11 protein-coding genes are annotated in these 13286 nt (G+C 73.5%); 5 read left to right on the forward strand and 6 right to left on the reverse strand.

What is annotated here, in order from left to right; all coding sequences use genetic code 11:
* Positions 1 to 6: 6 nt before the first annotated feature.
* Positions 7 to 1335 carry an ABC transporter substrate-binding protein gene (locus ACY1JF_RS12545; RefSeq protein WP_462705134.1) on the reverse strand — a complete coding sequence of 443 codons (1329 nt, stop codon included), beginning with the start codon at positions 1333 to 1335 and terminating at the stop codon, positions 7 to 9.
* Positions 1336 to 1860: 525 nt separating this feature from the next.
* Entirely contained in the window at positions 1861 to 3069 is a 1209-nt protein-coding gene (locus tag ACY1JF_RS12550; protein WP_462705135.1) for a S8 family peptidase, read from the reverse strand.
* Between the two features lie 369 nt (positions 3070 to 3438).
* Between ACY1JF_RS12550 and ACY1JF_RS12555 the strand changes: the two genes are divergently transcribed.
* Both ACY1JF_RS12555 and ACY1JF_RS12560 read left to right on the forward strand, forming a co-directional pair.
* Entirely contained in the window at positions 3439 to 4704 is a 1266-nt protein-coding gene (locus tag ACY1JF_RS12555; RefSeq protein WP_462705136.1) for a glycosyltransferase family 4 protein, read from the forward strand.
* Positions 4701 to 5648: a hypothetical protein gene (locus ACY1JF_RS12560; protein WP_462705137.1), complete on the forward strand. Its 948-nt coding sequence runs from the start codon at positions 4701 to 4703 to the stop codon at positions 5646 to 5648. The genes ACY1JF_RS12555 and ACY1JF_RS12560 overlap by 4 nt, the downstream gene beginning before the upstream one ends.
* Here ACY1JF_RS12560 and ACY1JF_RS12565 read toward each other — a convergent pair.
* Positions 5632 to 5892 (reverse strand): zinc-ribbon domain-containing protein, encoded by a 261-nt coding sequence (locus ACY1JF_RS12565; protein ID WP_462705138.1) that lies wholly within the window; start codon positions 5890 to 5892, stop codon positions 5632 to 5634. The genes ACY1JF_RS12560 and ACY1JF_RS12565 overlap by 17 nt on opposite strands.
* A gap of 63 nt (positions 5893 to 5955) precedes the next feature.
* The gene (locus tag ACY1JF_RS12570; protein WP_462705139.1) at positions 5956 to 6585 is read right to left on the reverse strand and encodes a hypothetical protein; all 630 of its coding nucleotides are present in this window, start codon (positions 6583 to 6585) and stop codon (positions 5956 to 5958) included.
* Positions 6586 to 6759: 174 nt separating this feature from the next.
* On the opposite strand from ACY1JF_RS12570, the gene ACY1JF_RS12575 reads away from it, so the two are divergent.
* Entirely contained in the window at positions 6760 to 8193 is a 1434-nt protein-coding gene (locus ACY1JF_RS12575) for a WGR domain-containing protein (RefSeq protein WP_462705140.1), read from the forward strand.
* 70 nt (positions 8194 to 8263) lie between these two features.
* Here ACY1JF_RS12575 and ACY1JF_RS12580 read toward each other — a convergent pair whose 3' ends face one another.
* Positions 8264 to 8686, reverse strand: coding sequence for a DUF350 domain-containing protein (locus tag ACY1JF_RS12580; protein WP_215166278.1), 423 nt, complete (start codon positions 8684 to 8686; stop codon positions 8264 to 8266).
* A 192-nt stretch (positions 8687 to 8878) separates the two neighbouring features.
* Between ACY1JF_RS12580 and ACY1JF_RS12585 the strand changes: the two genes are divergently transcribed.
* A complete protein-coding gene (locus tag ACY1JF_RS12585; RefSeq protein ID WP_462705141.1) occupies positions 8879 to 9310 on the forward strand; it encodes a Fur family transcriptional regulator in 432 nt (143 codons plus the stop codon).
* A 37-nt stretch (positions 9311 to 9347) separates the two neighbouring features.
* Positions 9348 to 11573 carry a catalase/peroxidase HPI gene (gene katG / locus ACY1JF_RS12590; RefSeq protein WP_462705142.1) on the forward strand — a complete coding sequence of 742 codons (2226 nt, stop codon included), beginning with the start codon at positions 9348 to 9350 and terminating at the stop codon, positions 11571 to 11573.
* A gap of 85 nt (positions 11574 to 11658) precedes the next feature.
* Here the strand turns inward: katG and ACY1JF_RS12595 are convergent, their stop codons facing one another.
* The gene (locus ACY1JF_RS12595; protein WP_462705143.1) at positions 11659 to 13242 is read right to left on the reverse strand and encodes an alpha/beta hydrolase; all 1584 of its coding nucleotides are present in this window, start codon (positions 13240 to 13242) and stop codon (positions 11659 to 11661) included.
* Positions 13243 to 13286: the final 44 nt, after the last annotated feature.

A 13286-nucleotide genomic window follows, 5' to 3' on the forward strand; every position in this document is an offset into this window, starting at 1 on the left:
GGCTCCTCAACGCGGTATGAGCAGGGCGGCGTCGGCCTCGTCGGCGCAGGACCGCAGGGCGGCGTCGGGACCGCTGCGGCCGAGCAGCACGGAGACGACGGCCCGGCCGAGCGCCTGCGAGACCTCCGGGTAGGCCGGGTGGACGGGACGGACGCGCGCGCTGTCCAGCGCCTCGGTGAACACCGACAGGCCCGCGGTCTGCTCGACCTCGCGCCGCCAGACCGGCTGGGCCTCGGTGCGGCGGCTGAGCGGGAGACTGCCGGCGCCGACGGCCCAGCGGACGTCCTGGGCGGGCTGGGTGAGCCAGGTGACGAAGGTGCGGGCGGCCCGGGAGCGGGCGGCGCCGTTGTCGAACAGGGTCCAGGTGTCGGGGCCGCAGACGGTGACCGGCCTGCCGCTGAAGCTGGGCAGCGGGACGACGTGGTGGTCGATCCCCGCCTGCCGGATGTCGGGCAGTTGCCAGGGACCGGTGACCACCATGCCCATCCGGCCGGACTGGAAGACCTGGTACATCTGCTCGCTGCCGGGCTTGGGGTCGACGTACACGCTCTGGTCGCGGGCCAGGCCGGCCACCACCTCCAGGGCGCGGACCCCGCTGTCGGCGAAGCCGATGCCCTTGCCGCTGTCGTCGACGACGTCGCCGCCGAGGTCCCAGACCATCGGCCACAGCCGCCAGACGGTGTCCTCGTCGCCGGTGCCGGGCCAGCCGGTGCCGAACCGGCCGGCGGCCTTGTCGGTGAGCCGCCGCGCGGTCTCGGTGAAGTCCGCCCAGGTCCAGCCGGCCTCGGGCAGCTCCACGCCGGCCTCGCGGAACAGCCGCTTGTTGCAGACGACGGCGAGCGCGTCGAGCACGGCGGGGGCGGCCCGGACCCGGCCGTTGACGGTGACGGCGTCCCGGGCGGCGGCCCAGTAGTTCTTCCACGGCAGGGGACCGGAGTCCACCGTGTCGGTGAGGTCGACGACCTGCGGGCCGCGGGCGATCCGGGCCAGGTCGGAGCCGAAGACGTAGGCGATGTCGGGGTAGGAGCCGGCGGCGAGGGCGGCGGTCACCTTCTGCAGCATCACGTCCGACAGCACCCCGCCGCCCAGGTCGACCCGGATCTTCGGGTGTTCGCGCTCGAAGTCGGCGACGAGCTTCCGCAGGACCTGCTTGGCCGTGTCGGTCTGGCCGTGCCACACCTCGATGGTGACCGTGCCGTCGGCGGCGACCCCGTCGTCCGTCCCGGCCCCGCACCCGGAGACGGCCGCTCCCGCGGCCCCGGCGAGCAGGGCGCCCCCGCCGGCCCGCAGCACTCCGCGGCGCGAGGGCCCAACGCCGCGTCGGACCGCGTCCATCTGTACCTCCAGGCAGGTGCTTGTCGCTCGGCGGGACGCGACGGCCGGCGGCCGCGGCCCGGTGTCAGGCGGTGGGGTGGGGGCGGGGGTGTCAGGGAGGAGGGACCCGCTGACGGCTCATGGCACGAGCTCCCGATCTGGTGGGCACGACCCCGCCTCGGACACCGTGGGCGCTCCTGGCGACTGGGGCCGGACTCCTGGCGCGGGGCCAGCTACCGGCTGGGCGTACCTCTGGCGCCGGCCGGTGTGACGACGTCGGCGCTGACCGGGAGTAAATCGACCGGATCCCGGCCGTGTCAAGGGTCCGAAACGCCTGAGTTGGTGATCGGGGCTGATCGAAAGGGCGGAGTTGTAAGCAGTTTCGAGCACACAGTCGGGCTCGGGGCATACGAAATGCCCCCGGAGGCGGGTGGCCTCCGGGGGCATTTCGTGCCGGACGGGTCACGTCGTGGGATCACCGCGGGACGTCACGGGACGTCAGTGGGTTCTGCGGGACGCCGAGGGGCTCGCGGGATCACCGCGTCATCAGGGAACGATCTTCAGCAGCAGGTTCGGCGAGCCGGTGCCCGCGCTGGTGACCTTGCCGGTCGTCGCGCCGCCCGTCAGGGCCGAGGACACCTGCGCGGGGGTGGCGGAGGTGTGGCCCGCCAGGTAGACCGCGGCGGCGCCCGCCACGTGCGGCGTGGCCATGGACGTACCGGAGATGGTGTTGGTCGCCGTGTCGCTGGTGTACCAGCCGGCCGTGATGGAGGAGCCGGGCGCGAAGACGTCCAGCACGGAACCGTAGTTGGAGTAGCTGGCCCGGGCGTCCGTGCTGGTGGTGGCGCCTACGGTGATGGCCTCGGTGACCCGGGCGGGGGAGTACGAGGAGGCGTTGGCGGCGCTGTTGCCCGCGGCGATCGCGTAGGTGACACCGCTGGCGATGGAGTTGCGCACGGCCGTGTCCAGAGTGGTGGAGGCGCCGCCGCCGAGGGACAGGTTGGCGACCGAGGGGCCCGAGTGGTTGGCGGTCACCCAGTCGATGCCCGCGATGACACCGGCCGTGGTGCCCGAACCGTTGTTGTCGAGCACGCGGACCGCGACGACCTTCGCCTTCTTGGCCACGCCGTAGGTGCTGCCCGCGATGGTGGTGGCCACGTGCGTGCCGTGGCCGTTGCCGTCGGAGGCGGTGGTGTCGCCGTCGACGGCGTCGTAACCGTAGGAGGCGCGGCCGCTGATGTCGCTGTGGGTGATGCGGACGCCGGTGTCGATGACGTACGCCGTCACGCCGCTGCCCGCGGTGTCCGGGTAGGTGTACGTGCCGGAGAGCGGCAGGGAGGTCTGGTCGACGCGGTCCAGGCCCCACGGGGCGTTGGACTGCGTGGTGTCGGCGAGCGTGACGCGCTGGTCCTGCTCGACGGAGGCGATGGCCGGGTCGGCGGCCAGGCGCCTGGCCTCGGTGGCGGAGAGAGTCGCGGTGTAGCCGTTCAGCGCGCTCTTGAACGTCTTCCGCACGGTGCCGCCGTACTCCTCGACGACGTCCTTGCCGGCCGCCGAGGACGCCTTGAGCCCGCTGTCCTTCTTGAGCGTGACGATGTAGCTGTCCTCGACCGCCGTGGGGGAGCCGGCGGCGAGGACGGTACCCTCGGCCGGGGCGGCCTGGGCGGGTACCGAGGTGAGGCCGCCGGTCAGGGCGGCGGCCACGACGCCGACGGTCGCGGCGAACCTGAGTCTCTTGCTCCGCGGTTGTGCCATAACGAGGGAGTCCTCCTCTGGGCGGCGCGCGCCCGGGGTGGGGCGCGCGTCCGTGGGGGGTGTGCGCGGGATCGCGCACACGGCCCGGGGAGCGTCGCGTTCCGCTCCGGACCGGGATACAGCCTTGACCAACCACCGTTGCTGGACAAAGGAATTGAGCAGCTGTCAACAAAACTGTCATGGACGCGCAATATGTCAAGGTCGCCGGAGGGCCGGGAGGAATCGGCGGAGGCGGGGCGGGTGCGGTCGCGCCCGGTGGCGGCGGCCGGCGCGCCGCGCCGTGCCGCTCGGGAAACACCTGGTGAACCGGGGAGCCACGAAGTGATAACGGCAGACAACCGTTCGTACGCGCATCCGGTCTAGTCCCTCATGAAGATCTCTTTCCTCCTGCACAACGCCTACGGGATCGGAGGCACGATCACCACGACGTTCAACCTGGCCCAGGCCCTGGCCGAGCGGCACACCGTGGAGATCGTCTCCGTACTGCGGCACCGGGAGCGCCCCAACTTCACCCTGGATCCCCGGGTGTCGCTGAGACCCCTGGTGGACCTGCGGCAGGAGAAGGAGCACCCGCTGCACCTGCGGCCGGCGAAGGTCTTCCCGGCCGCCGAGTACCGCCACCACCAGTACAGCGAGCTCACCGACGAGCGGATCGGCGCGTGCCTGGCGGAGATCGACGCCGACGTCGTCGTCGGCACCCGCCCCGGACTCAACGTCCACCTCGCGCTCCAGGCGCCCGAGCGCGTCGCCCGCGTCGGGCAGGAACACCTCACCCTGGACAACCACCCCTCCCGGCTGCGCACCGCGCTGCGCCGCGCCTACCGCCGGCTCGACGTGCTCACCACGGTCACGGAGGCGGACGCCACCGCCTACCGGCGCAAGATGCGGCTGCCCGGCGTCCGGGTCGAGGCCCTGCCCAACAGCGTCCCCGACCCCGTGCTGCCGCCCGCGGACGGCGGCGCCAAGCTGGTGGTCGCGGCCGGCCGGCTGGTCCCGGTCAAGCGGTACGACCTGCTGATCGAGGCGTTCGCCCGGGTCGCCGCCGAACACCCCGACTGGTCCCTGCGCATCTACGGCAAGGGCGAGGAACACGACCGGCTGCGCGCGCTGATCGAACGGCTCGGCCTGACGGACAACGTCTTCCTGATGGGCGCCGCCGCCCCCATGGAGGCCGAGTGGGTCAAGGGCTCGATCGGGGCCGCCGCCTCCAACTTCGAGCCGTTCGGCATGACCATCGTGGAGGCCATGCGGTGCGGACTGCCGGTGGTCAGCACCGACTGCCCCTACGGCCCCGGCGAGATCATCCAGGACGGCGTCGACGGCCGGCTGGTCCCCGTCGGCGACCCCGCGGCCTTCGGGGAGGCACTCCTGGAACTGGTCCGGGACGACGAACGCCGCCGCCGGATGGGCCGGGCGGCGCTGGAGAACGCGCGGCGGTTCGCCCCGGACCCCGTGGTGCGCCACGCCGAGCGCCTGTTCGAGGAGGCGTGCGCGGCCCGGCGTTCCGGACGGCCCGTCACCCAGGGCCGCGACCCGGTGCGCCAGGTGCTGATCGGCCAGGGCCACGCGGCACGGGACGCGGTGCACGCCACGGGCAGCAGAGCGCTGCACACGATACGAAGGGGACGGCGATGACCACGGAGCGCCTCGCGGAGCGAGGCACGGGGCACGGCGCGGAGCGCGCCACAGGACACGGCACGGGGCACGGCGTGGAACCGCGCGTCGGCTGCACGGTGGAGGCGGACGGCCGGATCACCTTCGGCCTGCGCCTTCCCCCGGCCGCTTCGGACGCACGGCTGCTGATCCGGCTGCGGCCCAGGAAGGGGAAGCCGCAGAAGGGAAAGCCCGCGGAGGTGCACCACTGCCTCGCCCTCGACGCGACGGAGGACGGCCACCACACCGCCGTACTGCCGGCCGGGACGGCGCTGGCGGAGGGCCGGTGGGACGTGTACCTGCTCGACGGACCGGACGGCCAGCGGCGCCGACTGCGCCCCGGCCTGCGCGACCTGCGCGCCCTCGTGGACGGCCACACCCGCGACCGCCGCGCACCGGTGGCGGTCCGGATCCCGTACGTCACCAAGGACGGGTTCCTGGCGGTGCGGGCCTGGCTGCGCGACGCCCACGCCGAGACCGGCGCCGTCACGGCCGCCGAGGGGGCGCTCACGGTCGGGGCCCGGCTGCACGGCGCGGTGTTCGGGGAGGGGGCCGCCGTACGGCTGCGGCTGCGCGGCACCCGCACCGAACGGTCCGTCGAACCCCGGCTCGCCGACGACCGCCGCAGCTTCTCCTTCACGGTCGGCCTCGCGGACCTGGTCGCCGATACCGCGACCGGCACGGCGACGGACACCGCGACCGGCACGGTGACGGACACCGCGGCCGGCTCAGGGCAGCGCGTCTGGGACGTCTTCGTCCGGCCCGCCCGGTCCGCACCGCAGGTCCGCGTGGCCCGTCTCCTGGACGACATCGCGGACCGCAAGGACATCCACGTCCAGCCCGCCGTCCCCGTCGGTGAAACGGTCGTACGCCCCTACTACACCGTCGACAACGACCTCGCCGTGGCGGTCACACCGGCGGGCTGACGGTGCCGCTCGCGCCCTGCGCCCGCAGCCGCTCCGCCTCCCCGCCGGTCAGCTTCCGCTCCGCGCCGCAGAACGTGCACTGGGTCGTGTACTTCGTCGACACCGGGAACAGCGGCACGAAGAACAGGGTGAACTTGGTGACCCGCTTGCGGAGCGTGTGGGCGGCGGGGTTGCCGCAGTGGCCGCACACCAGCGTCAGTACCGCCAACTGGTAGAGGTACCCCTTGGTGCCAAAAATGATCATGACGGTCCTTCCTGGTGCGGTTCCTGTCGCCAGGGTGCCAGACGACGCCGGGGCGTGCCCCCGTCAGCGGGGCTGGGCCGGAGCGGGGGCGGAGCTCCACACCGGCGGTCCGGTGGGTTTGGCCACTTTTGCGAGCCGGGGCAGGCCCGGGCAGTCGTCACTGGAGCGGCCCGCCGGCAGACCGTCGGGCCGCTCCACGGTCACCAGGGCCGTCCCCAGCTCCGGGTCCTGGCGCAGCCGTGCGGCGGCGGCCGTGCGGGCCAGCTGGGCGACGGCCGTGTCGCTCAGCGCCGCGGCCCGGGCCGGCAGCCCGATGGCGACCGTCGCCCCCTCGGTCCGGATGACCGGCACCGCGGCCGCGCGCGGCAGTTCGGTCGTGAGGCCCAGTGCGCGTTCCTCGCCGTCCGGGCCCTGGAACAGCAGCGACACGGCGCTCGCGGGCTCGGCGGGGACGGCCGCCGTACGCAGGACGGGCACCAGGGCACCCTTCGCCACGAAGTACAGCGGCACCGCGACGGTGGCGGTGTCCGGCACCGGGGCCGTCGGCCGGGTCGCGGCGGCCACCGGCTCCCGGGCCCCGCTCGCGGGCGCCCCCGCCTCGATCACCCAGGTCGCGGGGATGCCGCAGGCGGTGAGCGGACAGGCGGCACCGAGCAGGACGACCAGAAGGCGCAGCGCGCGGCGGAAGATCAAGGGACCGCACGGATGCGAGACCAACTCTGGCCCTACGACGCCGAGGGCCGGGCCATCACCGGGCCGAGCGTCCCGTGACCCGTCCGCCAGGGCCGATGTCAGTGCCTGGATCTACGGTTCGGTCAGTGGGGTCCGCGGACACGCCTCGGGCCCTGGCCTGGGGAGAGGTCTGCCATGTCGAAGACGTACCTGGAACTGTCACAGGACGGCGGGGGAGCGCACAAGTTCTACGAGGTGACGGTCGAGGGGACGGTCGTCACCGTGTCCTACGGGCGGATCGGCGCCGGCGGGCAGACCCAGACGTCGACGTTCCCCACGGCCGAGAAGGCACAGGCGGCGGCCGCCAAGAAGATAGGCGAGAAGGTGCGCAAGGGGTACGCCCCGGCGGTGCGGGGGCAGCGCGCCCCCCGGCCGGTCACCCGACGGCAGATCACCTCGGCGCCGTCCACGGTGCGTTCGGTCGCCCCGGTGCTGTGGCGGTTCCGGACGGGCTCCGCGGCGTTCGGCATCCACATCGACGACGAGCACTGCTGGGTGGGCAACCAGGCAGGTGACGTCTACACCCTGGCGCACGGCGGCGAGGTCCTCTCCCACTACCGGCTGCCCGACGGCGTCAAGTGCCTGGTCGCCGACGACTTCTGGATCTACGCCGGCTGCGACGACGGCCGGGTCTACGACCTGTCGTCCAAACTGCCCTTCGCGGCCTACGACATCGCGGCCGACGTCGACATCTTCTGGCTCGACATCCACGAGGGCGTGCTCAACGTCGCGGACGGCGCGGGCCGGCTCACCGTCATCGACCACGAGGACGAGCACCAGTGGGCACGCGGCGGCCACGGCGAGCACGCCTGGATGGTCCGCGCCGACGACCGCGCCGTGTACCACGGTGACAGCAGCGGCGTGACCGCCCACACCCCGGACGGCGGCGCCGAGCTGTGGCACACGCGGACCCGGGGCGCGGTGCTCTTCGGCTGGCAGGAGGACGACGCGGTGTACGCCGGCACGGCCGACCGCGTCGTCCACCGGCTGTCGAAGGAGACCGGCGGCGTCGAGGCGACGTACCGCTGCGACGCTTCCGTGTACTCGTGCGCCACCTCGCCCGGCGGGCGGTTCGTGTTCGCCGGGGACGCGGCCTCCTCGGTGTACTGCTTCGACCGGGACGGCACCCGGCTGTGGAAGCTGGGTACGGGCGGCGGCTCGGCGCTGTCGATGCAGTACCACGACGAGCGGCTCTACCTGGTGACCACGGACGGGTCCCTGGTGTGCGTGGACGCGAGCGAGGCGGCGGTGACGGCCGCCCAGCAGGGGTCGGTGCCGGTCGCCCGGGACGTCAAGCTCGCCGCGGCGCTGCCGACGTACGCGGCGGCGACGGCGGCCGAGTCGGTGACCACGGTCGCCGCGGCCCCGGCCGGCTCGGTGGTCGTGGAGTGTGTGCGCGACGGCGGCCGGACGCGGATCCACGTGGTGTCGGAAGGCTACGACCCCTCGTGGAACGTGCAGTTCCCGAGGGCGATCAGGCAGCCGGGCGCCCGGTACGTCGTCGACGCGGTGCACGCCGCGGCAGGAGGGTTCTACCGGGTCCGCGGTGACATCAGGAGGCTGCTGTGACCGGCGGCCGGGCGAGCACGGATCCGGCCGGGCCGGTGCTCGCCCGGCCCGGCCCGTGGGACCGGCTCCGTCAGGCGATGGACGCCGAGATGACGGCGGACACCGCGAGGTTGCAGGAGGCCGTGACCCAGACCGCCGGGTGCGGCTCCGGCTCGACCAGCGTCGCGCCCAGCCGCCCGGGCGTGATCAGGTCCACCACCAGGAACGCCACGGCCATCATCACCAGCCCCAGCAGCCCGAACAGCGCGGTGGACACCAGTCCCTTGCCGAAGTCCTCGTACGTCGTCCAGATCGACGTGAACACGATCGCGCCGATGCCCAGCAGCGCCGAGCTGAGCACCGTGGCGGCGTTGCGGTTGCGCTGCTCCCAGATCTGCCGGCCGAGCTTCCCGGGTGTCAGCACGTCGACCAGGACGATGCCGAGGACCAGCAGGACCAGACCGAGGGCGCCGTAGGCGGTGGCCCGGCCGAGTCCGTTGACGATGTCGCTCATGGGTGTGCCGGCTCCATAGGTGAGAGATGTCCATGCAAAGAGATGCAAAATGTAGCGCACCTGTTCGGGCGTGCCGAGGCCAGGTGAGAGCGGACAGGGAAACGACGGGCACCGGCAACCCCCCTGCGCGCAATCGAACTTGAACCGTTCGTTCTCTTCAACAGTTCAGGTTCAGGGCGTAGGTTCACCGCCATGACCGAGTCCCGGCCCCCGACCACCGCCGAGGAACTGCGCGGCGCCGGTCTGCGGGTGACGGCCGCTCGCGTCGCGCTGCTCGAAACGGTCCGCCGCGGCGACCACCTCGACGTCGAGGCCATCACCGCCGGAGTGCGCGACCGCGTGGGCCACATCTCCGTACCCGCCGTGTACGAAGCGCTCCACGCGCTCACCAGGACCGGACTGATCCGCCGCGTCGAACCGGCCGGCAGCCCGGCCCGTTTCGAGGGGCGGGTCGGCGACAACCACCACCACGTCGTGTGCCGTGTGTGCGGCGCGCTCGCCGACGTGGACTGCGCGGTCGGCCACGCGCCCTGTCTGACCGCCTCCGACAGCCACGGCTTCACGGTCGACGAGGCCGAGGTCACCTACTGGGGCCTGTGCCCCGCCTGTTCCTCCCGCCAGTGATTCCTGAGCCCCGAGTTCCATGCCCGGAAGGACTCCCATGACCGAGAACCACGACGCGATCGTCACCGACCCGAAAGCCGAGGAACCAGGGGGCTGCCCGGTCGCGCACGGGCGTGCCGCCCACCCGACGCAGGGCGGCGGGAACCGCCAGTGGTGGCCGGAGCGGCTCAATGTGAAGATCCTCGCGAAGAACCCCCAGGTGTCCAACCCGCTCGACCCGGACTTCGACTACGCCGAGGCGTTCCAGAGCCTGGACCTGCCGGCCGTCAAACGGGACATCGCCGAGGTGCTGACCACCTCGCAGGACTGGTGGCCCGCCGACTTCGGCCACTACGGTCCGTTCATCGTCCGGATGGCGTGGCACAGCGCGGGCACCTACCGGATCAGCGACGGCCGCGGCGGCGCCGGAGCCGGCCAGCAGCGCTTCGCCCCGCTCAACAGCTGGCCGGACAACGCCAACCTGGACAAGGCCCGCCGTCTGCTGTGGCCGGTGAAGAAGAAGTACGGCCAGAGCCTGTCCTGGGCCGACCTGCTGATCCTGGCGGGCAACGTCGCCCTGGAGTCGATGGGCGTCAAGACCTTCGGCTTCGGCGGCGGACGCGAGGACGTCTGGGAGCCCGAGGAGGACGTGTACTGGGGCCCCGAGACCACCTGGCTCGACGACCGGCGCTACACCGGCGACCGCGAGCTGGAGAACCCGCTGGGCGCCGTCCAGATGGGCCTGATATACGTCAACCCCGAGGGGCCCAACGGCACCCCGGACCCACTGGCCGCGGCCCGCGACATCCGTGAGACGTTCGGCCGGATGGCGATGAACGACGAGGAGACCGTCGCGTTGATCGCCGGCGGCCACACCTTCGGCAAGACCCACGGCGCCGGGCCCGCGGACGCCGTCGGCGCCGACCCCGAGGCCGCCTCCATGGAGGAGCAGGGCCTGGGCTGGCGCAGCACCCACGGCACCGGCAAGGGCGCGGACACCATCACCTCCGGCCTCGAAGTGACCTGGACCTCGACGCCCACCCGGTGGAGCAACGGCTTCTTCGACAACCTCTTCGGCTACGAGTGGGAGCTGACCCGCAGCCCGGCCGGCGCCCACCAGTGGAAGCCGAAGGACGGTGCGGGCGAGGGCACGGTCCCGCACGCCCACGACGCCGCCAAGAGGATCGCGCCGAACATGCTCACCACCGACCTGGCGCTCCGCTTCGACCCGGTCTACGGGCCCATCTCCCGCCGGTTTTACGAGAACCCCGAGGAGTTCCAGGCCGCCTTCGCCCGCGCCTGGTACAAGCTGACCCACCGCGACATGGGCCCCAAGTCGCTCTTCCTCGGCCCCGAGGTCCCCCAGGAGACGCTGCTGTGGCAGGACCCGCTGCCCGAGGCCGAGGGCGAGCCGATCGGCGCCGCCGACGTCGAGGTCCTCAAGACGAAGCTCCTCGACTGCGGCCTGACCGTCTCCGACCTGGTCTTCACCGCGTGGGCGTCGGCGTCCACCTTCCGCGGCAGCGACAAGCGCGGCGGCGCCAACGGCGCCCGCATCCGCCTGGAGCCGCAGCGCACCTGGGAGGTCAACGAGCCCGACCGGCTCGCCACCGTGCTGAGCACCCTGGAGAGCGTCCGGCGGGACTTCAACGCGGGCGGCACCCGGCAGGTGTCGCTGGCCGACCTGATCGTCCTCGGCGGCTCGGCCGCCGTCGAACGGGCCGCCAAGGAGGCCGGCTTCCAGGTCGAGGTCCCCTTCGCCCCGGGCCGGGTGGACGCCTCGCAGGAGGAGACGGACGCGGAGTCGTTCGCCGCGCTGGAGCCGGCCGCCGACGGGTTCCGCAACTACCTGGGCAAGGGCAACCGGCTGCCCGCCGAGTACCTGCTGCTCGACCGGGCCAACCTGCTGACGCTCAGCGCCCCGGAGATGACGGTCCTCGTCGGCGGTCTGCGCGTGCTCGGCGTCAGCCACCGGCAGTCCCAGCTCGGCGTCCTCACCACGACCCCCGGGGCCCTGACCAACGACTTCTTCGTCAACCTGCTCGACCTGGGCACGACGTGGAGGGCGACGTCCGAGGACCAGACCACCTTCGAGGGCCGGGACGCCGCCACCGGCGAGGTCAGGTGGGCGGGCAGCCGCGCCGACCTCGTCTTCGGCTCCAACTCCGAACTGCGCGCGCTCGCCGAGGTGTACGCGAGCGACGACGCCAAGGAGAAGTTCGTGCGCGACTTCGTCGCCGCGTGGGTCAAGGTCATGAACCTGGACCGGTTCGACCTGGTCTGATCCCGGTTGGACCTGGTCTGATCCCGGTTGGACCGGCCTGGTTCCGGAGAAAGACCGGGGGCGCCCCGCCGCGGCGGGGCGCCCGTCACCCGGTCAGATGCCCGAGCACCGCCCGCATCGCGCGCCGCACCGCCGCGCGTGACTCCTCGGTCGGGTCGAGGGTCTCGAACCCATGGTGTCCGTGCGGTACGTCGATCACCTCGACGTCGGCCCCGTCCGCCCGGGCCGCGGTGAGGAACTCCTCGACGGTGGCGGCGATCTCGGGCAGCTCCAGCCCGGCCCGGGTCAGGACCACGGGCAGTCCGTCCGCGCCCGCCACCGCCTCGGCCGGACGGAAACGGCCGCCGGGCAGCCCCCAGTTCGGCAGCGGGGCGAGGACCGGGTACGTGGCGGCCAGACAGCGCAGCCAGGGCGGGGGAGCGCTCAGCCACTCCGCCGCGAGCGGCCCGCCGCCGGAGAAGAACCACAGCGCCACCCGGTCCGGGTCCACCCGCGGATCGGCCCGCACCGTCCGCACCGCCGCGGCCACGTCGTCGGCGGCGGCCGGGTAGCCGGTGACCCCGTGCAGCCGGTGCTCGACGGTCGCGGCCACCACGCCCCGGGCCGCGGCGTACCCGGCGTACCCCTGGAACAGCGGCCAGTCCCGCGGCCCCGGCCGCGCCCCGGCGGGCAGCGGACCGCCGTGCACGAACAACACCGCGGGGCGCGGGCCTTCGGCGTCCGGCGGGTACAGATCGACGTGCCCGGTCCGCTCGCGCGCCCGCTTTGGGACGTCCAAGGGGAACGGCCGCAGATGCGCGGGCGGCCGCGCGGCGTCGAACGGGACGAGCCGGCGCCCCTCGCCGGCCGCGGCCCGCAGCAGGACCCGGGCCAGGTCGGCGGGGCAGAACAGCATCGGCCAATGCCCGGTGGGCAGTTCGAGGAACGGCACCCCCGCGTCGGCCAGGGCGCCCAGCGCGGGGTCACCGAAGTCGACCTGGAGCTGGAGCATCCCGACGCCCGCGCCGTTGCCGGTGCACAGCACCCCGGTGGCGGGCACCGCGGCCACCGCCGGGGTCAGCCGCAGCGGCTGGAGCAGCGTGCCCAGGGGCTGCGGGGCGGCACGCGCGGTGAGCCGGTCCAGCGCGGCGTCCGGGACGCCGGCGGTACTGCCCCAGCGCGGCCACGCGTCCCGGCCCGGCGGCGGCAGAGCCCCCTCCAGGCCGCCTCCTTCCGTCCCCCGCGCCGCCAGTTCCTCCCGCAACGCCGGGTCGGGCATCGCGGCCAGCGCCGGCACCCCGTCCCGCGGCATCCCCGCGTCCAGGCACACGACCCGCGCGACCCGCCCGACGCGCCGGGCGGCGGCCCCCAGCGCCGGATGGACGCCGTAGTCGTGACCGACCAGCACGATCTCCCGGCCGGGCCCGCCCGCCGCCGCTCCGACCGAGTCGATCACCGCGAGGACGTCCGCGATGTGCGTCTCCAGATCGATCTCCAGATCGACACCGTCGACCCCGCCTGCCCCGCCGACACCGGCGGTCCCGCCGCCCCCTCCGGCCCCTGGCGGCCCGTCGAGCCCGGTCAGGGACACCGGACGCGCCTCGGCGCCCGCCCCGGCCAGCCGCGCGGCCGTCTCCTCCCACACCCACGCGCCGGTGAACCAGCCCGGCACCAGGACGAATACGGTCATGACCCTCTCCTCGGCAGTGGCGTCACCGCGGTCCGGCCGCTGAC

The organism is Streptomyces sp. SYSU D01066-1, from assembly GCF_054956795.1.